The sequence below is a fragment of the Citrobacter sp. Cpo147 genome (assembly GCF_030332405.1).
Taxonomy (GTDB): Bacteria; Pseudomonadota; Gammaproteobacteria; order Enterobacterales; family Enterobacteriaceae; genus Citrobacter; species Citrobacter portucalensis.
Window position 1 is genome coordinate 134,462 of record NZ_JAOWHX010000034.1, and the last position, 18,828, is coordinate 153,289.

Annotated in this window: 21 protein-coding genes; 12 read left to right on the forward strand and 9 right to left on the reverse strand. The window is 49.4% G+C overall.

Annotated features, from left to right (window positions below; genetic code table 11):
* A complete protein-coding gene (gene rpoZ, locus OGY06_RS15995; RefSeq protein ID WP_000135058.1) occupies nt 1-276 on the reverse strand; it encodes a DNA-directed RNA polymerase subunit omega in 276 nt (91 codons plus the stop codon).
* Between the two features lie 54 nt (nt 277-330).
* The gene (gene gmk / locus OGY06_RS16000) at nt 331-954 is read right to left on the reverse strand and encodes a guanylate kinase (protein ID WP_003024042.1); all 624 of its coding nucleotides are present in this window, start codon (nt 952-954) and stop codon (nt 331-333) included.
* A gap of 261 nt (nt 955-1,215) precedes the next feature.
* On the opposite strand from gmk, the gene ligB reads away from it, so the two are divergent.
* Nucleotides 1,216-2,895: an NAD-dependent DNA ligase LigB gene (gene ligB, locus OGY06_RS16005; protein ID WP_286605698.1), complete on the forward strand. Its 1,680-nt coding sequence runs from the start codon at nt 1,216-1,218 to the stop codon at nt 2,893-2,895.
* On the opposite strand, the gene OGY06_RS16010 is transcribed toward ligB, so the two are convergent.
* Together OGY06_RS16010 and OGY06_RS16015 are read right to left on the reverse strand one after the other, a co-directional pair.
* Complete coding sequence (locus OGY06_RS16010) at nt 2,892-3,509, reverse strand: trimeric intracellular cation channel family protein (protein ID WP_003024049.1); 618 nt, start codon at nt 3,507-3,509, stop codon at nt 2,892-2,894. The genes ligB and OGY06_RS16010 overlap by 4 nt on opposite strands.
* Before the next feature lie 258 nt (nt 3,510-3,767).
* Nucleotides 3,768-4,631 carry a YicC/YloC family endoribonuclease gene (locus OGY06_RS16015; protein ID WP_003024052.1) on the reverse strand — a complete coding sequence of 288 codons (864 nt, stop codon included), beginning with the start codon at nt 4,629-4,631 and terminating at the stop codon, nt 3,768-3,770.
* 125 nt (nt 4,632-4,756) lie between these two features.
* Here OGY06_RS16015 and rph point away from each other — a divergent pair, with 125 nt between their 5' ends.
* Both rph and pyrE read left to right on the forward strand, forming a co-directional pair.
* The gene (gene rph / locus OGY06_RS16020) at nt 4,757-5,473 is read left to right on the forward strand and encodes a ribonuclease PH (protein WP_003024054.1); all 717 of its coding nucleotides are present in this window, start codon (nt 4,757-4,759) and stop codon (nt 5,471-5,473) included.
* 65 nt (nt 5,474-5,538) lie between these two features.
* Entirely contained in the window at nt 5,539-6,180 is a 642-nt protein-coding gene (gene pyrE, locus OGY06_RS16025) for an orotate phosphoribosyltransferase (protein WP_267386581.1), read from the forward strand.
* Between the two features lie 67 nt (nt 6,181-6,247).
* On the opposite strand, the gene slmA is transcribed toward pyrE, so the two are convergent.
* From slmA to coaBC, 3 genes are all read right to left on the reverse strand, one after another.
* Nucleotides 6,248-6,844 carry a nucleoid occlusion factor SlmA gene (slmA, locus tag OGY06_RS16030; RefSeq protein ID WP_003827257.1) on the reverse strand — a complete coding sequence of 199 codons (597 nt, stop codon included), beginning with the start codon at nt 6,842-6,844 and terminating at the stop codon, nt 6,248-6,250.
* 116 nt (nt 6,845-6,960) lie between these two features.
* The gene (dut, locus tag OGY06_RS16035) at nt 6,961-7,419 is read right to left on the reverse strand and encodes a dUTP diphosphatase (RefSeq protein ID WP_003827259.1); all 459 of its coding nucleotides are present in this window, start codon (nt 7,417-7,419) and stop codon (nt 6,961-6,963) included.
* Nucleotides 7,397-8,617, reverse strand: coding sequence for a bifunctional phosphopantothenoylcysteine decarboxylase/phosphopantothenate--cysteine ligase CoaBC (gene coaBC, locus OGY06_RS16040; protein ID WP_122973903.1), 1,221 nt, complete (start codon nt 8,615-8,617; stop codon nt 7,397-7,399). The genes dut and coaBC overlap by 23 nt, the downstream gene beginning before the upstream one ends.
* Before the next feature lie 171 nt (nt 8,618-8,788).
* Between coaBC and radC the strand changes: the two genes are divergently transcribed.
* The 4 genes from radC to mutM all read left to right on the forward strand — a co-directional run bounded on the left by radC (nt 8,789) and on the right by mutM (nt 11,063).
* On the forward strand, nt 8,789-9,454 hold the full coding sequence (gene radC / locus OGY06_RS16045; protein WP_063941160.1) for a RadC family protein: 666 nt from the start codon (nt 8,789-8,791) through the stop codon (nt 9,452-9,454).
* 276 nt (nt 9,455-9,730) lie between these two features.
* Nucleotides 9,731-9,967 (forward strand): 50S ribosomal protein L28, encoded by a 237-nt coding sequence (rpmB, locus tag OGY06_RS16050; RefSeq protein ID WP_003024071.1) that lies wholly within the window; start codon nt 9,731-9,733, stop codon nt 9,965-9,967.
* A gap of 20 nt (nt 9,968-9,987) precedes the next feature.
* Nucleotides 9,988-10,155, forward strand: a complete 168-nt coding sequence (rpmG, locus tag OGY06_RS16055; protein ID WP_003024094.1) for a 50S ribosomal protein L33 — start codon at nt 9,988-9,990, stop codon at nt 10,153-10,155.
* A gap of 98 nt (nt 10,156-10,253) precedes the next feature.
* Nucleotides 10,254-11,063, forward strand: a complete 810-nt coding sequence (gene mutM, locus OGY06_RS16060) for a bifunctional DNA-formamidopyrimidine glycosylase/DNA-(apurinic or apyrimidinic site) lyase (protein WP_003827288.1) — start codon at nt 10,254-10,256, stop codon at nt 11,061-11,063.
* A gap of 38 nt (nt 11,064-11,101) precedes the next feature.
* Here mutM and coaD read toward each other — a convergent pair whose 3' ends face one another.
* Both coaD and waaA read right to left on the reverse strand, forming a co-directional pair.
* On the reverse strand, nt 11,102-11,581 hold the full coding sequence (gene coaD / locus OGY06_RS16065; RefSeq protein ID WP_003024099.1) for a pantetheine-phosphate adenylyltransferase: 480 nt from the start codon (nt 11,579-11,581) through the stop codon (nt 11,102-11,104).
* 8 nt (nt 11,582-11,589) lie between these two features.
* On the reverse strand, nt 11,590-12,867 hold the full coding sequence (gene waaA / locus OGY06_RS16070) for a lipid IV(A) 3-deoxy-D-manno-octulosonic acid transferase (protein WP_003827291.1): 1,278 nt from the start codon (nt 12,865-12,867) through the stop codon (nt 11,590-11,592).
* 408 nt (nt 12,868-13,275) lie between these two features.
* Here waaA and rfaQ point away from each other — a divergent pair, with 408 nt between their 5' ends.
* From rfaQ to OGY06_RS16095, 5 genes are all read left to right on the forward strand, one after another.
* On the forward strand, nt 13,276-14,343 hold the full coding sequence (gene rfaQ / locus OGY06_RS16075; protein ID WP_074170599.1) for a lipopolysaccharide core heptosyltransferase RfaQ: 1,068 nt from the start codon (nt 13,276-13,278) through the stop codon (nt 14,341-14,343).
* Nucleotides 14,340-15,464 carry a glycosyltransferase family 4 protein gene (locus OGY06_RS16080; protein ID WP_164562365.1) on the forward strand — a complete coding sequence of 375 codons (1,125 nt, stop codon included), beginning with the start codon at nt 14,340-14,342 and terminating at the stop codon, nt 15,462-15,464. The genes rfaQ and OGY06_RS16080 overlap by 4 nt, the downstream gene beginning before the upstream one ends.
* Entirely contained in the window at nt 15,457-16,257 is an 801-nt protein-coding gene (gene rfaP / locus OGY06_RS16085; RefSeq protein ID WP_148361320.1) for a lipopolysaccharide core heptose(I) kinase RfaP, read from the forward strand. The genes OGY06_RS16080 and rfaP overlap by 8 nt, the downstream gene beginning before the upstream one ends.
* A gap of 121 nt (nt 16,258-16,378) precedes the next feature.
* Nucleotides 16,379-17,764, forward strand: a complete 1,386-nt coding sequence (locus OGY06_RS16090; protein WP_164562367.1) for an O-antigen ligase family protein — start codon at nt 16,379-16,381, stop codon at nt 17,762-17,764.
* Complete coding sequence (locus OGY06_RS16095; RefSeq protein WP_003827303.1) at nt 17,761-18,798, forward strand: glycosyltransferase family 9 protein; 1,038 nt, start codon at nt 17,761-17,763, stop codon at nt 18,796-18,798. Before OGY06_RS16090 ends, OGY06_RS16095 begins: the two co-directional genes overlap by 4 nt.
* Nucleotides 18,799-18,828: the final 30 nt, after the last annotated feature.

The window sequence follows — 18,828 nt, forward strand, 5'->3', positions numbered from 1 at the left end:
TTAACGACGACCTTCAGCAATAGCGGTAACGGCTTGTAATTCAGCGGCTTCCTGCTCTTGCTGTTCCTGGCGCTCACGCACGTCGAGGATCTGGTTGTTGATCAGACCTTCTTCGATTTCGCGCAGCGCGATAACGGTAGTTTTATCGTTTTCTTCCGGTACGAGCGGATCCTTTCCGCCTACCTGCATCTGACGAGCGCGACGCGCGGCGACCAGTACCAGGTCAAAACGGTTACCAATTTTCTCTACAGCGTCCTGAACAGTTACGCGTGCCATACTTAAAATGCTCCACAGGTGAAGAAATGACTGGGCATGATACTGAATGTGGGTTCAGTCTGCCAACAGTTTGCTGATTAAAGCGTCATGACGCTGCTTTTGGCGGCTCATGCGCAGACGTTCGGCGCGAATGATGGTTTTCAAATCGCCCAGGGCGGTGTCGAAATCATCATTCACAATAAGATAATCATATTCGGCGTAATGGCTCATTTCTGCAACAGCTTGCGCCATACGTTTCGCGATCACGTCTTCGCTATCCTGACCGCGGCCACGCAGGCGGCGGTCCAGCTCAATCTTAGACGGTGGCAAAATAAAAATACTGCGCGCATGCGGCATTTTTTCACGAATTTGCTGCGCACCTTGCCAGTCGATATCTAAAAAGACGTCTACGCCGGATGCTAATACTTGCTCAATGGTTTCACGCGAGGTGCCGTAGTAATTACCGAAAACCTCCGCGTGTTCCAGGAACGCGTCTCTACCAATCATGGTTCTGAATTCATCATGGTTCACAAAGAAATAGTGTTCACCGTGCACTTCCCCCGGGCGCGGTGCGCGCGTGGTGTGCGAAACAGAAACCTGGGTGTCATACAACGGTTGGGTTTTTAATAAAGCCTGAATCAGGCTGGATTTACCCGCGCCACTGGGGGCAGAAACAATATAAAGCGTGCCTTGAGCCATGAGTATCTTAATGTATGTGATTGTCGAAAGAGAGCCTACATACGGGCTTATTATACACGTAGCCGCTATGTGACGTAGCCCTTGTCACACTTTTTGCGCATGTTTATTGCGTTTTGCGTACCAGTTTCCTGTTTTATCGATGATTTGCAGCAATACATGTAAATGTCCGGAAAGCTGTTCGCAGGATGAATTTTTGCCGCTCTGTTTCTATTTCACTTCGCGCTATACCTGCCGGGAAACGTATCGTTCAGCGGAGATAGCATGGGATTATGGAAATGCATAGGGCTGGTTTTGCTAATGGGGTATCTACCCGCATGGGCGGTATGCCCCGTCTGGTCGCCTGCCAGGGCAAACGAGGAAATTTCACGACTACAGCAGCAGATTACACAGTGGAATGACAGTTACTGGAAACAAGGGGAAAGTGCCGTAGACGACGGCGTTTATGACCAGCTCAATGCGCAACTAATTCAATGGCAGCGCTGTTTTGGCGATGAAGCCCCATCAGATCTTTCTGTGCCCCCAATAAGTGGCACCGTCTCGCATCCTGTTCCCCATACGGGCGTTCGAAAACTTGCTGATAAGCAAGCGCTACAGCAATGGATGCACGCTCGCAGCAATCTCTGGGTGCAACCGAAGGTGGATGGCGTGGCGGTGACGTTAGTCTATCGCAATGGCAATCTGGTACGGGCGATTAGCCGTGGTAATGGCCTGCAAGGCGAAGACTGGACGCAAAAGGTTCTACAGATCCCTTCCGTACCACATTCCACCAGGGGGAAACTCGCTAACAGTACGTTGCAGGGTGAGATATTTTTGCAGCAAGAGGGGCATATTCAGAAGCAGAGCGGGGGAATGAATGCCCGCTCGAAGGTTGCTGGATTGATGATGCGCCAGGGCAATCCGGAAATGTTACGCTCGCTGGCAATTTTTATCTGGGCCTGGCCTGATGGTCCGGCGGTCATGTCTGAAAGACTGGAGCAGCTCACGGCTGCCGGGTTCAGTTACACGCAACGCTATACTCAGGCCGTGAAGAATGCCGATGACGTCGAAAAGTCGCGCATCAGGTGGTGGAGTTCAGCATTACCTTTTGTGACGGATGGTGTCGTGGTGCGAACGGCAAAAGAACCACGGGCACAGTATTGGCTACCCGGACAGGGTGACTGGCTGGCGGCGTGGAAATATCCTCCTGTTGCAAGGGTGTCTGAGGTAACGGGTATTCAGTTCTCCGTTGGTAAAAGTGGGAAAATCGCGGTGGTTGCATTGCTGACTCCCGTCATGCTGGATGATAAACGCGTACAGCGTGTAAATATTGGCTCCGTCCGACGCTGGAATGAATGGGATATCGCGCCTGGCGATCAGGTTCTGGTGAGCCTGGCCGGACAAGGGATCCCCCGTATAGACGAAGTGGTCTGGCGCAGCACTCAGCGTACTAAGCCAATACCCCCCGAGGGGCGCTTCAATTCATTAACCTGTTTTTATGCCACTGCGGAGTGCCAGGAACAGTTTGTTGCCAGACTGGTCTGGCTGGGTGGCAAAGAGGTGCTGGGGCTGGAGGGGATCGGCGAGGCGGGATGGCGAAAGCTCCATCAGGCGTATCGCTTTGAACATATCTTTTCCTGGCTAGGATTAACCCAGGCGCAGCTACAGTCCACACTTGGTGTAATCAAAGGGGAGAAGCTGTGGCATCAGTTCAACCTGTCGCGCGATCTCCCGTTCACGCGCTGGGTGATTGCTATGGGAATACCGTTAACACAGGCAACGCTAAATGCCAGCCGGGATAGTTCGTGGCAGCAGTTACAGGCGCGCAGTGAACAAAGCTGGCGGCACTTGCCTTTCATGGGGGAGCGGCGGGCACGCCAGGTGATGCAGTGGCTGGAGAATAGAGAAATCACTGCGCTGAGCAACTGGTTAGCTGCTCAGCGGATCGCGGGCTTTATGCCTTAATGGCCTTCATGGCGATAGTAAAATACCGGTAGCCCTAACTTCAGGCGCAGCGCCAGCAGTCGGGCGGTAAAGCCGAAGAGCAGGGTAGAGATAACCACTACATCGTGACTGGAGACATAATGTTGCAGCACGATGTACAACACAGCAGCGGCGAATGATACGCCAGCATACAGCTCTTTCTGGAACACTAACGGGATGCGTTTGCAGAACATGTCGCGTAATACGCCACCGAAGACGCCGGTCGTGACCGCAGCGACCACGGCGATAATCGGTCCATGGCCCATATCCAGTGCCACCTGAGCACCGATAATAGAAAAGACCACAAGGCCCAGCGCATCCAGTACGAGGAATATTTTGCGCAGATAGGGCATGACGGGAGCAATAATGGTGGTGAGTACCGCAGCGGTCGCCACGATAATGACGTATTCAGGGTGCTTTACCCAGCCAAGAGGATAGTGGCCGAGAAGAATATCGCGTACCGATCCGCCGCCAATGGCCGTCGCGGTGGCAATGATGATGACGCCAAATGTATCCATACGACGACGCCCAGCCGCAAGCGCACCGGTCATGGCTTCGGCAGTAATACCAATTAAATATAAAACGTGTAACAGCATGTATTCCCCCTGATTTGCTGGGGGCTAAGGTTAACGATTTGTGCGCCTTGTCACGATTGAGATTTTCTAAGGTGAAGTGATTTTAATAACTACAGCTAATGCGAATTTGCTGAAAATGCTTGGTGATATGCGCTTTGTATTATGAGCTTCAATAAAGAATGATGAGAAAATATAATTCGAATTGAACAAGGGAGTATCAAAGCGTCGGGAAAAATACGTAGCCTCGCCATTTATTGGCGGGCTACGTAGAATGGTTGCTTACTCGATGTTCTGAATCTGCTCGCGCATTTGCTCGATCAGTACCTTCAGTTCAATCGCGGAATTCGTCACTTCGGCATTGATAGACTTGGATGCCAGAGTGTTCGACTCACGGTTGAATTCCTGCATCATGAAGTCCAGACGACGGCCAACGGCCTCTTTTTTCTTCAGAATGTTGTAGGTTTCTTTGACGTGGGCTTCCAGACGATCTAATTCTTCTGCCACATCGATACGCTGCGCCATCAGCACCAGTTCTTGCTCAAGGCGGTTATTCTCCAACTGCACTTGGGCATCTTCCAGTTTGGCTACCAGACGCTCGCGCTGCCATTGCAGGATTTCCGGCATATGAGCACGCACTTTTGTGACTTCAGCACTGACGCCTTCCAGACGCTGCTCGATCAGCGCTTTCAGCGCCTGACCTTCGGTTTCACGCGCAACGATGAAGTCATCCAGCGTACCATCAAGCGCGGCGAGGATTTCGGCGGCAATGGCGTCCAGATCCTGCTCCTGGGCAGCCATTACGCCTGGCCAGCGCAGGATATCAACCGGGTTGATTTCACCTTCATCGCTCTGCATTTTGACCCAGTTAGCAGCGCTAACGAGCTGTTTAGCGAGTTTTTCATTCAGAATCAGCTCGCCTTGCGCGCTGGCATCAGGCTCAAAACGCAGCGTACATTCGACTTTACCGCGCGTCAGACGCGTGCGAATACGTTCGCGAACAACGGGTTCGAGACTACGGAACTGCTCCGGCAGGCGAAAATAAGTTTCCAGATAACGCTGGTTTACCGAGCGCATTTCCCAGGTGGCGCTACCCCATTCACCCTTGATTTCACGCCGGGCGTAGGCGGTCATGCTGCGGATCATAGACGTTCCTGTTTTTAAAGATGAGATGGGAGGATTATAGCCATCAGCGTCTTGTCAGGATAGGAATAACAGTCGGAAGTCCGTATAATGCGCAGCCACATTCGTTTCAAGCCGGAGATTTTATCATGCGTCCAGCAGGTCGTAGTGCCAATCAGGTGCGTCCCGTCACCCTGACCCGTAATTATACAAAACACGCTGAAGGCTCCGTGCTGGTCGAATTTGGTGATACCAAAGTGCTGTGTACCGCCTCTATTGATGAAGGCGTACCGCGTTTTCTGAAAGGTCAGGGCCAGGGCTGGATCACCGCAGAATATGGCATGCTGCCACGCGCCACCCACACCCGTAATGCCCGTGAAGCGGCGAAAGGTAAGCAGGGCGGTCGTACCATGGAAATCCAGCGTCTGATCGCCCGCGCGCTGCGCGCAGCCGTTGACCTGAAAACGCTCGGTGAATTCACAATTACGCTGGACTGCGATGTTATTCAGGCCGATGGCGGTACGCGCACCGCATCAATTACCGGCGCATGCGTTGCGTTGGCTGATGCGCTGAACAAGCTGGTGGCGAGCGGTAAGCTGAAAACTAACCCGATGAAAGGGATGGTCGCTGCGGTTTCCGTGGGCATTGTGAATGGTGAAGCACTCTGTGATCTTGAGTACGTTGAAGACTCTGCTGCTGAAACCGACATGAACGTAGTGATGACTGAAGACGGTCGTATTATAGAGGTTCAGGGCACGGCGGAAGGCGAGCCGTTCAGTCATGAAGAACTTCTCACCCTACTGGCATTGGCCCGAGGGGGAATCGAATCCATTGTAGCGACGCAGAAGGCGGCGTTAGAAAATTGATTTTAAAGGCGACTGATGAGTCGCCTTTTTTTTGTCTGTAATAAAGTGAGATGAGGAGCGAATCCATGAAACCGTATCAGCGTCAGTTTATTGAGTTTGCGCTTAGCAAGCAGGTACTAAAGTTTGGCGAATTTACGCTGAAATCCGGGCGCAAAAGCCCCTATTTCTTCAACGCCGGGCTGTTTAATACCGGGCGCGACCTGGCACTGTTAGGCCGTTTTTATGCCGAAGCGCTGGTGGATTCCGGTATTGAGTTCGATTTGCTGTTTGGCCCTGCCTACAAAGGTATTCCGATTGCGACCACAACGGCCGTTGCGCTGGCGGAACACCACGATAAAGATTTGCCGTACTGCTTTAACCGTAAAGAGGCGAAGACCCACGGTGAAGGCGGGAATCTGGTCGGTAGCGCACTAGAGGGACGCGTGATGCTGGTGGATGATGTTATCACCGCAGGTACGGCGATTCGCGAGTCGATGGAAATTATCCAGGCGAATGGCGCCACTCTGGCGGGGGTACTGATTTCTCTCGATCGTCAGGAACGCGGTCGCGGCGAGATTTCCGCGATTCAGGAAGTGGAACGTGATTATGGCTGCAAGGTGATTTCTATCATTACCCTGAAAGATCTGATTGCGTATCTGGAAGAGAAACCAGAGATGGCGGAACATCTGGTGACAGTACGGGCCTATCGCGAAGCGTACGGCGTTTAATAACTGCGCGGATGGCGCTGCGCTTATCCGGCCTACGTAACCCCGTAGGCCGGATAAGACGAAATCGCTACTGCAATTGAGCGGCAACCAACGGCCAGCGGGTGTCAAAATCATCCGTTGGGCGGTATTTAAATTCGCTACGTACAAACCGGGACAGCATACCTTCGCAGAAAGCCAGTAACTGACTGGCCAGCAGCGTTTCATCCACGGTGTAGCCTTCACCTTCACGCATTCTTTTTTCTCGCAGAACCTGGCGCAACTGCGCTTCAATGCGCTCAAAAAGTTGGTTAATGCGACCTTGCAGACGGTCTTGCTCGAACATCAACGCGTGTCCGGTCAGAATTCGTGTCAGGCCAGGATTACGCTCACCAAACCCTAAAATCAGCAGAACGATCAGGCGCAGACGCGCGTTGGTGTCCTTTTCATCTTTCAAAATCAGATTGATACGCGTAATCAAACTATCTTCGATAAACTCAATCAGGCTATCGAACATACGGGTCTTGCTGGGGAAATGGCGATACAATGCCGCTTCGGATACGCCAACTGAGGCTGCCAGCTTTGCTGTGGTGATGCGTTGGCTACCATCGCTGGACTCAAGCATCAGTGCCAGAGACTGAAGTATTTCTTCGCGACGATTCCTTTTCGCAGTTTGCTTTTCTACCATGTTACAAAATACCCCTGAAAATAAGCTCTTGCCAGGCAGGCATCCACACAGCGACCGCAAACTGATGTTTGCGGTGTGTTATTGCGTTATTACGCTATGGGATACTTTTCTGCGGGTTACTTGCGCCCGGAATGGCCGAAGCCACCTTCGCCACGATCGGTGGCTTCAAACTCTTCCACCAGATTAAATTCAGCCTGCACGACCGGTACAAATACCATTTGCGCGATACGTTCGCCCGGCTCAATAGTGAAGCTGTCCTGACCACGGTTCCAGACGGACACCATCAGTTGGCCCTGGTAGTCGGAATCAATCAAACCAACCAGATTGCCCAGCACGATACCGTGCTTATGGCCCAGCCCGGAGCGCGGGAGCATTACCGCTGCCAGAGAAGGATCGGCAATGTGGATAGCTAACCCGGTTGGCACCAGCGTTGTTGCGCCCGGCGCCAGCTCTACGGCGTCATCAAGACAAGCACGCAGGTCAAGTCCGGCAGAACCAGAAGTGGCGTACGTCGGGAGCGGAAATTGTTGCCCTACGCGCGGGTCCAGAATCTTAACGTCGATTTTTTTCATCATAACGGGTCACGATCTCGTCGAGTAATAATTGGCCCAGGAGTTCTTTACGCTCAAGCGGTAAGACTTTGTCTCCATCCTGCCAAAAAAGGTGTAATGCGTTGCTATCGCTGTTAAATCCTTGAGTTGACAGCGAAACGTCGTTCGCACAGATCACATCAAGGTTTTTGCGGATGCGTTTTTGCCGGGCATATTCTTCCACATTATTTGTTTCGGCGGCAAACCCAACGACAAAAGGACGGTTAACATCCAGTGCGGCAACACCGGCGATAATGTCCGGGTTTTTGACCATTTTTACTGTTAATTCATCACCCTGCGTCGCTTGTTTTTTTATTTTTTCGTGGGCGACAGTTTCAGCGCGATAATCAGCGACTGCAGCGCAACCGATAAAAATATGCTGTTGTTGCACCGCAGATTGCACAGCGGCTTCCATTTCCAGCGCGGTCATCACATCAACCCGCTGAACAAATGGTGGTGTGGATAACGAAACCGGACCCGATACCAGTGTGACGTTTGCCCCGCGCTTTGCGGCAGCGGCCGCGATCGCAAACCCCATCTTCCCGGAACTGTGGTTGGAAATATAACGCACGGGATCAAGCGGTTCACGCGTCGGACCCGCCGTAATCATGATGTTGAGATGTTGCAGATCGTTGACAGGTGAAAAATGTTCTGCCGCCATATCCACAATCGTTAACGGATCCAGCATGCGCCCAGGGCCGATATCACCACATGCCTGACTACCGCTGTCAGGACCCCAAATGAGTAAACCGCGTGAGGCAAGAATACCCAGATTGTGCTGGGTCGCGGCAGCGCGGTACATCTGCTGGTTCATGGCTGGCAGTACAGCAACAGGAGCAGGCGTTGCCAGACAAATCGTTGACACCAGGTCGTTGGCCATACCTGCGGCGACACGAGCAATCAGGTCTGCTGTAGCGGGTGCCAGGATGACCAAATCGGCCCATTTCCCCAGCTCAATGTGGCCCATCGCGGCTTCGGCTGCGGGGTCAAGCAGGCTGTCGGAAACGGGATAACCTGAAACCGCCTGTAAACTCAGGGGAGTAATAAATGCTTTTGCCGCTTCGGTCATCGCCACGCGGACATCAGCGCCGCGTTCCCGTAAACGACGCACCAGCTCAGGGGTCTTGTACGCAGCAATACCGCCACTGACGCCAAGTACGATTTTTTTACCGGCCAGGCTCATCATGATCTTTCCTGTTGGGTTTCACCAGAAGGCGGATATTTTATCACAATCCGCAATTTGTCGTGCTTTTGACCGTACTCCACTTTGCGAGGCGCTACGAAGAAGTGAAAACAGCACGTCGATTCACCGTCGGTGTTATGCCACTATGCGGACGCGAGAGGAGGGAGAAGCATGGAAAATACAGGAAGTATGATGCCCCGGGAAAAGCTGTTGGCGCAGGGGGCCAGTTCTCTGACCGATGTTGAGCTTTTGGCTCTTTTTTTACGTACCGGCATGCAGGGTAAAGATGTGCTTACGCTGGCGAAAGAGATGCTTCAGCATTTTGAGTCGCTGTATGGCCTGTTGTCTGCTGATTACATGGATTTTAGCTATGTTCAGGGAATCGGTATCGCGAAGTACGCACAGTTGAAGGGGATTGCGGAGCTGGCAAGACGCTACTACAAAGTGCGAGTGATAGAGGAGCGTGCTCTACTTAGTCCGGAAATGGCGCGAGAATTTCTGCAAAGCCAGCTTTCGCAAGAGGAACGCGAGATCTTTCTGGTGATCTTTATGGATTCTCAACATCGCGTGATTAAACACAGCAAACTTTTTTCCGGTACGCTTAGCCATGTCGAGGTACATCCGAGAGAAATTGTCCGGGAAGCGATAAAAATGAATGCTTCTGCGGTGATCCTTGCGCATAATCACCCTTCGGGGTGTGCAGAGCCGAGTAAAGCAGATAAACTCATCACCGAGCGTGTTGTGAAATGCTGTCAGTTCATGGATATCCGGGTGCTTGATCATCTGGTCATTGGGCGCGGAGAGTACGTTTCTTTTGCGGAACGCGGTTGGATTTAACGCACTTTACGCGATCCATCGGGATCTTTGTCTGTTCGGGACTTGAGCACATCGCTGACTCAGCGTATACTACGCCACCTTTGAGAATCTCGGGTTTGGCATTTGGGCCTGGCAATCGAGAGTTCGCAAATACGCAAAATCATTCTTGTTGCGTCCAATGACGAGGCAACATTGAAAGATTAAGTGTATTGAACTGCGATAACCGGGCTGAGAAGCCTGACGAGGCGCCAATACCCCATACGAAGCTCGAGCTAATTTGATTTTTGGAGAATAGACATGTCCCGAGTCTGCCAAGTTACTGGCAAGCGTCCGGTGACCGGTAACAACCGTTCCCACGCACTGAACGCGACTAAACGCCGTTTCCTGCCTAACCTGCACTCTCACCGTTTTTGGGTTGAGAGCGAGAAGCGTTTTGTCACCCTGCGTGTATCTGCTAAAGGTATGCGTGTTATTGATAAGAAAGGCATCGAAACAGTTCTGTCTGAACTGCGTGCCCGTGGCGAAAAGTACTAAGTACTAAGAGGAAATAAATCATGGCTAAAGGTATTCGTGAGAAAATCAAGCTGGTTTCTTCTGCTGGTACTGGTCACTTCTATACCACTACGAAGAACAAACGTACTAAGCCGGAAAAACTGGAACTGAAAAAGTTCGATCCAGTTGTTCGTCAGCACGTTTTATACAAAGAAGCGAAAATCAAATAATTTTCGTTTTGATGTAAAGAAAAACCCTGCCTCGGCGGGGTTTTTTGTTTTCTGGCCGTCCCCATATTAATGAGACCTGACATACCGCCGGAGATACTATGCCTGAATTACCTGAAGTCGAAACCAGCCGCCGTGGTATTGAGCCGCATCTGGTGGGAGCAACGATTATGCACGCGACGGTGCGTAACGGTCGTTTGCGTTGGCCAGTATCTGAGGAAATCTATCGTCTGAGTGATCAACCTGTCCTCAGCGTACAGCGGCGCGCGAAATACCTGCTGCTAGAACTGGCGGATGGCTGGATAATCATTCATCTGGGGATGTCGGGTAGCTTGCGTATCCTTCCTGAAGAGCTTCCGGCAGACAAGCACGACCACGTTGACTTAGTGATGAGCAACGGCAAAGTTCTGCGTTATACCGATCCCCGTCGCTTTGGCGCCTGGCTGTGGACTAAAGAACTGGATGGACATAATGTCCTCGCCCATCTTGGCCCTGAGCCGCTGAGCGACGATTTCAACGCCAATTATCTACAGCAGAAATGTGCAAAGAAGAAAACGGCGATTAAACCCTGGTTGATGGATAACAAGCTGGTGGTGGGTGTGGGTAATATCTACGCCAGCGAGTCGCTATTTGCGGCTGGGATTCATCCTGACCGTCTTGCGTCATCGCTGTCGAAAGATGAGTGTGAATTGCTGGTACGCGTTATCAAGGCGGTGTTGCTGCGTTCTATCGAGCAGGGCGGGACGACGCTGAAAGACTTTCTGCAAAGTGACGGTAAGCCTGGCTATTTTGCCCAGGAGCTGCAGGTCTATGGGAGAGAAGGTGAACCGTGTCGTGCATGCGGCGCACCGATTGTTGCGACAAAACACGCCCAGCGTACAACGTTCTATTGCCGTCGCTGTCAGAAATAGTGTCATTGCTGGCCGGATGCTGCATCCGGCCAGGTGCATTACTTCAGTTTACTCATTAACGCCTGATGGACGTTTTCCGGCAAAAAGTGTGTCACGTCACCCTGGTGGCGGGCAACTTCTTTCACCAGTGACGATGAGATAAAAGACCACTCTTTAGATGGCATCAGAAAAACGCTTTCCAGTTGCGGCATAAGATGGCGGTTCATATGGGCCAGCTGCATTTCATATTCAAAATCGGCTACCGCGCGCAGGCCACGGATCAGAATGTTCGCCTGATTATCACGGGCAAAGTTTGCCATCAGATCGCTGAATCCCAGCACTTCCACATTGCCAAGATGCGCTGTTGCCTGTTGTGCCAGCTCAACGCGCTCTTCCAGAGTAAACATCGGCTTTTTACTGGGGCTTGCGGCAATCGCCAGAATTACGTGATCAAACATGCTTGTAGCACGCGTCACGATATCAAGGTGGCCGTTAGTAATAGGATCAAAGGTTCCTGGATAAATCGCCCGTTTTTGCATGACTTGCCTCAATGCGTTTTGGGTGGCAGGTAAGGTTCCAGCAGTTGCAGCAGACGCTGTAGCGCGCCCTGATTTTGATACAGAACTTCAACTGCGTGACGGCCATAAAAATTACGATAATCTGCATCGGTCAGTAAGGAAGAGACCTCTTTCACCAGCGTAGTTGCGTCGGTGACGGTGATCAATCCGCTTGCCTGTTCGAGACGGGCGCAAATATCTTTAAAATTAAACGTATGTGGTCCCATCAACACCGGAATAGCATGCGCTGCCGCTTCCAGCGGGTTGTGTCCACCACGTTCAACCAGTGAACCGCCGACAAAAGCAAGGTCGGCAATGCCATACAGCAACATCAGCTCACCCATGGTATCGCCGATCACAACCTGAGTGCCTGATGATGGAACTTCACCCGAAGAACGAGTGGTATAGCTTAGTCCAGCCTGGCGTACAAGGTTAATGGCATCCGGGAACCGTTCTGGATGTCTGGGAACCAGAATCAATAAAAGATTCGGGAACTGATTTAATAACGCCTGATGAGCGGCAATGATGATGCTTTCTTCACCGTCGTGGGTGCTGGTTGCAATCCATACCGGGCGGTGAGGCGCCCATTGACGACGTAATGTCACCGCTTTTGCGGCCAGTTGCGGTGTGACGGATATATCAAACTTCAGGCTGCCAGTAACGGTGACTTGATTGCTTCTGGCGCCAAGCGTAATAAAACGTGCGCCATCTTCTTCGTTTTGTGCGGCAATCAACGTAATTCGACGCAGTAGTCTGCCAACAAATTTACCTAATTTCGCATAACCAGCGGCTGAACGAGCAGAAAGCCGTGCGTTGGCAATGACCAGAGGAATGTGGCGCTTATGGAGTGCCGCGATCAGATTTGGCCACAGCTCGGTTTCCATAATTAACACCAGTTTGGGGTCAACTTTATTCAGAAAACGGTTCAGGGCATCCGGTAAATCGTAAGGCAGATAAATATGCTGAACGTCAGTGCCAAAAGCAGATTGTACCCGCTCGGAACCGGTTGGCGTCATGGTGGTGACCGTGATCGGCAAGTCGGGATAACGGTGGCGCAGAGCGCGGACTAATGGGATTGCAGCCAGCGTTTCGCCCACAGAGACCGAATGAAGCATGATGCCGCCGGGTTTTAGCGGGCGGCGATAAAAGCCGTAGCGTTCGCCCCAGCGTTTACGGTAGGCCGGAGCCTTACGTCCGCGCACCCAAAGCCGTATCCAGATCAAAGGCTGAATAAGGTAGAGCAATGTGGTGTAAAGCAACTCAAGCATGGGCGTTAGCTGGCTAATGGATGTGCTGTGGATTCTATGTATTTACCCGGTGCTTTGCTATTACTTTTGCCATTCAGGGACCAATTAGACGCTAAAGTGGTCAATCTGACGTGTGATAGACCATTAAGTTACATTCTGGCGTAACTCTTTGAAATTAAAGTCAGGGGCTAGAGAGGATAACAAAATTGGTTTTAAAGTTGACATTAATCTGCGCTAATGAATTGATTGGAAAGACGAAAAGAAAAATGTGCTTAACTTTTATTCGTATCGGATTGCCACTAAAGAAGTGGTACACTAGCGCGCAAAATTTTAGTGCGATATCAGTAATCAGGCAACTGTTGAGCTTGGGGCGGTAGCGTGCTTTTTTTTGCTTAACGGTATCGGACACTCTCAACAAAAGAGCCGCTTGTGGAAAAGTTATTCAGAAATATCCTGGTCATTAAAATGCGTTTTCATGGCGATATGCTGCTGACAACCCCCGTCATCAGTACATTAAAACGTAACTATCCTGATGCCAAAATCGATGTGCTCCTTTACGAAGACACAAAGCCGATTTTATCTGAAAATCCGGAGATTAATGCGCTATATGGAATCAGTAAGAAAAACGCCACGACAAAAAAGAAAATCGCTAATTTCATTTCATTAATAAAAAAATTACGCCAAAACCAATATGATTTAGTAATCAACTTGACCGATCAGTGGCTGGTTGCACTATTGGTCCGCTTTTTGTCCGCTGATACAAAACTTTCTCCTGATTTCCCGCACCGTCAGAAGCCTTTCTGGCAGAAGAGCTTTACGCATCTTGTGCCGATTACTGGCGACCATATCGTCGAGCGTAACCTGTCGATTCTGAATCCACTTGGGCTTAAAACACTCAAGCACGAACTGTCCATGCACTACGCTCCTTCCCATTGGAAAAATATCCATGAACAGCTAAAACAGCTCAGCGTGGGTGAGCGCTATGTGGTTATTCAGCCAACCGCACGTCAGATCTTTAAATGTTGGGATAACGAGAAATTTTGTGAGGTTATTGATGCCTTACAGGAACAAGGTTATCCGGTTGTGCTGACCTCTGGACCTGGGAAGGAAGACCAGGAATGTATCCATGATATTGCTGAGGGATGCAAATTATCTCCCGTCACCGCGCTTGCGGGTAAAACGACGTTTCCTGAATTGGCTGCTCTCATTGATCATGCGGCGTTGTTTATCGGTGTTGACTCCGCGCCTATGCATATTTCCGCAGCGGTGAAGACCCCTATCATTTGTTTGTTTGGCGCGACGGATCATATCGCATGGCGGCCATGGGCGGAAAATGTCACGTTGCTATGGGCTGGAAACTATCAGCCAGTACCGCCAAGAGAGCAGCTGGACCGCAGTTATAAATATCCGTCAGTTATCCCTGCGGAGGATGTTATTAACGCCGCCTGGCAAGTGCTCAATGGCGACGCGCCAGAAATTGAGGTGAATGCACAATGATTGTTGCCCTCTGTCTGTACAAATATTTTCCCTATGGTGGGCTACAGCGTGACTTTATGCGTATCGCTAAAACGATCGCGGCGCGCGGGCATCATGTCCGAGTCTATACACGAGCCTGGCAAGGGGAGCGCCCGGCGGAATTTGAGTGCGTTGATGTCCCGGTTACCTCACATTCCAACCATGGAAGAGATAAACAGTATCAGACGTGGGTTCAGCAGCATTTAACTCAGTACCCGGCAGACCGTGTCCTGGGTTTTAATAAAATGCCGGGGCTGGATTATTACTACGCAGCGGATGTGTGTTATGCGGCGAAGGTAGCGAAAGAAAAGGGGTTCTTGTATCGCTTAACGGCGCGATACCGTCACTACGCAGCCTTTGAGCAAGCTGTGTTTAAACCAGGGATGAAGACAAAGTTGCTGATGCTGACTACAAAACAAATCCTTGATTTTAAAATGTATTACCATACGGAAGACGAGCGCTTTCAGCTTCTTCCGCCCGGCATCTATCCCGATAGAAAATACAGTAGCCAGGCCCCCGGTAGCCGTGAACGTTACCGTGAAGCCATCGGCATCACTCCGGATCACTTCTTATTGTTGCAGGTTGGTTCTGATTTTTCACGAAAAGGGGTCGGCCGCTCAATTGCCGCTGTCGCCGCACTGCCTGAGGCTATCCGTCGTCAAACCCAGCTCTTTGTTGTTGGTCAGGATAAACCTCGCGCATTCGCTGCACAGGCAGAAAGAATGGGTGTGAAAGAGAACGTCCATTTCTTTGCTGGGCGTGATGATGTTGCACATCTGATGGCGGCTGCGGACGTGTTATTACATCCGGCGAAGCAGGAAGCTGCGGGAATTGTACTGGTTGAAGCTATCGCGGCGGGTTTGCCTGTGCTCGTGACGGAGGTCTGCGGTTACGCACCTCACGTAGCGGCGGCAGGATGCGGTGTTGTATTGAGTGAACCTTTTGAGCAACATGCGCTTGATGACGATTTGCATAAGGTCCTGGCGGATAGTTCTCTTCGTGAAAAGTGGGCGAAAAATGCGCGGCATTATGCGGATACGCAGGATCTTTATAGTTTGCCAGAACATGTAGCGGATATTATTACAGGTGAATTGCATGGTTGAGTTAAATGAACCCTTTGCCACATTGTGGAAGGGAAAAGACCCATTCATCGAGGTTAGAAAGCTTCAGGGTGAGGTCTTTCGGGAACTAGAAACCCGTCGCACACTTCGTTTTAGCGTTGCTGATAAGAGCTATTTTTTGAAGTGGCATCGAGGTACCACTTATAAAGAAGTCATTAAAAATCTACTGTCACTTCGTATGCCGGTACTGGGTGCCGACCGTGAGTGGAATGCCATACACCGTTTAGCCTCCTTAGGCGTTGATACGATGCATGGCGTTGCATTTGGCGAAACGGGTTGGAATCCGGTAAAGAAAACCTCTTTTATCATTACCGAAGATTTAACGCCAACTATTAGCCTGGAAGATTATTGTGCGAATTGGAGTGTTGAACCCCCGCACCCGCACGTAAAAAGAATGCTGATTCAACGTGTAGCCGATATGGTTCGCGCGATGCATCTTGGCGGTGTTAACCATCGTGATTGTTATATTTGCCATTTCTTACTTCATCTTCCATTTGATGATAAAAATGAAGATAGTCTAAAAATTTCGGTGATCGATCTGCATCGGGCACAAATTAGAAATAAAGTGCCATTACGTTGGCGTAATAAGGATCTTACTGGACTTTATTTTTCATCCGATAATATTGGATTGACGACTCGAGATTATTATAGATTTTTAAAGGTATATTTCAACCGTAACCTGAAAGATATTATTAAGAATGAGGGTGTGTTCATTGAACAGGTTGAAGGAAAAGCCAGAGCCATTCGCGAAAGAACAATTCGAAAATCATTGTGATTTTAACTGTAAAAATATGTTGTAAATGGAATTTGTATTTCATGGAATGAATTCATACTATGTCTCTTCTTGCATTTTTTATTTATAAATATGTGTCGGGTTTTGTTTCAATAGGGTTTATATGAATTCAAATACACAAATGCAAGCCTCGTGTAAAGGTATTGCAGTTTATTTGTTGTTAATTTCATTTTGTGTTCTATGTTTTGTTTGGCCTATACAGAATTCTATCTTGCCAGCCAATAGGAACTTCTCCATATATTTAAGTGCAGCTCTAACTTTATACTTTTGCGTTTGTAGAAAATATGTATCTATTGAGCTTAGTCAACTGGCGAAATATGCTGTCGCTTTAATTCTTATTTTTCTCGTGTTTACACTGGTCAATGGGTTATTTGTTGCAATTGATGTGGGGAAAATGTTGCGCGGTTGGCAGGGACAATACCTGCGTGCGGGGCTATTATTCTTCGTTGGACTCTTTTTGTATCCAATCTGTAAGTATCATTTTAAATATATAACGGCCAATAAGGTATTGTCTTTAGTTGTTCTGTGTTCGCTAGGGGTGATATTTATTCACCTGCTGCAGAATATCTATTTTTATATCAAGACGGGAACGATACTCTGGGGTGAGACGTGGATTGTACCAACTCGCACCGAGATGAGCTTTCAGATAAACATGGTTACGGGAATTTTACTGGCAGAACTTGCCTGTCGACTGTTCCTGGGCCGTAAGTATCTTATTTTCAGCAACAAATTGATGGCTGCCTTTATTTTGCTGTGCTTCATCTGTTCAGCATTAGCGAAGACCCGCTGGGGCACTATTGGTCTGATTGGTAGTACGATTTCTATCTGCGTATTTATTGCCTTAAAAGCAATTAGCCGAAAGAACTTGCCGAAGCTCTGTCTGGCTGCACTGGTCGTTACGATAGTAGTAGGCATTATAGGCTACACTTCCTGGCATCAGGACTCCCGCTGGAAAAGCCTAAGCATGGATATGGTTGCTGGCTGGGATCTGGGTATGCACAGTCGTTGCTATAACGGTTTTGATGGCCCGTTGATGCAGGACAGCACTGGCCGCATAATGGATGACTCGAATAGTTGCCGGGCATCGTTCTTCCGTCAGGGGAGCGAACTGATCGCTGAATATCCGTTTGGTGCGGGTCCGCGAAAAGATGCATTCTTAGTGCTTCTGCAGGAAAAATATCACGACCCTATTATTCAGCAATCTAACAGCCATTACGGGTTGATTGATGTCGCGCTTCAGAACGGTGTCCTTGGGCTTATCAACTGGCTGGTATTCGTCATGTTGATGATCCTTATTGGCTGGCGTGCATTCTCTCGTGATTTAATAATTCCGGGTCTGTACTTGTCTCTTTTCACGGTGAGCTTCTTGTTCCGTAGTGGTGTAGATAACATGATGCGTGATCACTACCTTGAGCAAAACCTTGCGTTATCAGGTTTAATGCTGGGTCTGATCTTTACGAGTAATAAAATATCACGGGCTAAAAAATGAAAGTTTTAATTATTCGTAGAGATAACATTGGCGACTTGATACTGACAACGCCGCTGATCTCGACTATTGCAAAAGACATGAATTGTAAAGTTGATTTGTTGGTTAACACCTACAATCAATCGATTATCGAAAATAATCCTCATGTAGGTAAAGTTTTCTTATACAGCAAGCTGCACCACCGTTCTAAAGGCACATCTAGCCTTAAGGTATTGTTTCAGCGCCTGAAGACGATTATCGATCTGCGTCGTGCTAAATATGATGTCGCGATTATTGCCAAAGAGCATTGGGATAAACGACCTTTACAGTGGGCAAAATTAGCGGGTGCTAAAAGAATTATCGCTATTGGTAATGACTGCCCGGACATTGTCACCGATGCTATTCCTGAAACTCAGGAGCAGCTTCATCTGGTCAATTTATTGAATAGATTAACGGGACCGCTAGGCTGTACTTCTAAACCAGGTCCGCTGGAGCTGTATGTCACACCACAAGAACTGGCTGATATAAAAGCAAAGATAGAATTTCCACAGGACAATTTACCTGTTTATGGGTTGCAGATAAGTTCCCGAAGAGAAGAACAACAATGGCAAAAAGAAAAGTTTGTTGAGCTTGCTCATAAACTTGCAGCCATACAGGCGTGCCATATTATGTTATTCTGGTCTCCAGGAAAATCAGATAATAAATTACATCCCGGTGATGATGATAAGGCTGATTTTATCAGCGCGCAATGTGCCGATCTGCCGATTATTCCAGTAAGAACGAATAGCGTTCGTGAGCTGATGGCCGGTATGTCACTATGCGATCAGATTGTGACCAGCGACGGCGGTGCCTTGCATATTGCTGCTGGGGTGCGTAAACCAGTGGTGGCGCTGTTCGGCAACAAGGCTGCATGGCTATGGACGCCATGGGGTGTGCCGTACGAAATGCTGCAAGGAAAAGATTATGATGCTCGCAATATTAGCGTCGATGATGTATTTACGCGGTTTGTAAGTCTGCAGGAGCAAGTGCGTAAAAATACGGCAATGGATGAAGCATAAGTTTACTTATTGCTATAGATAAGTTGATAT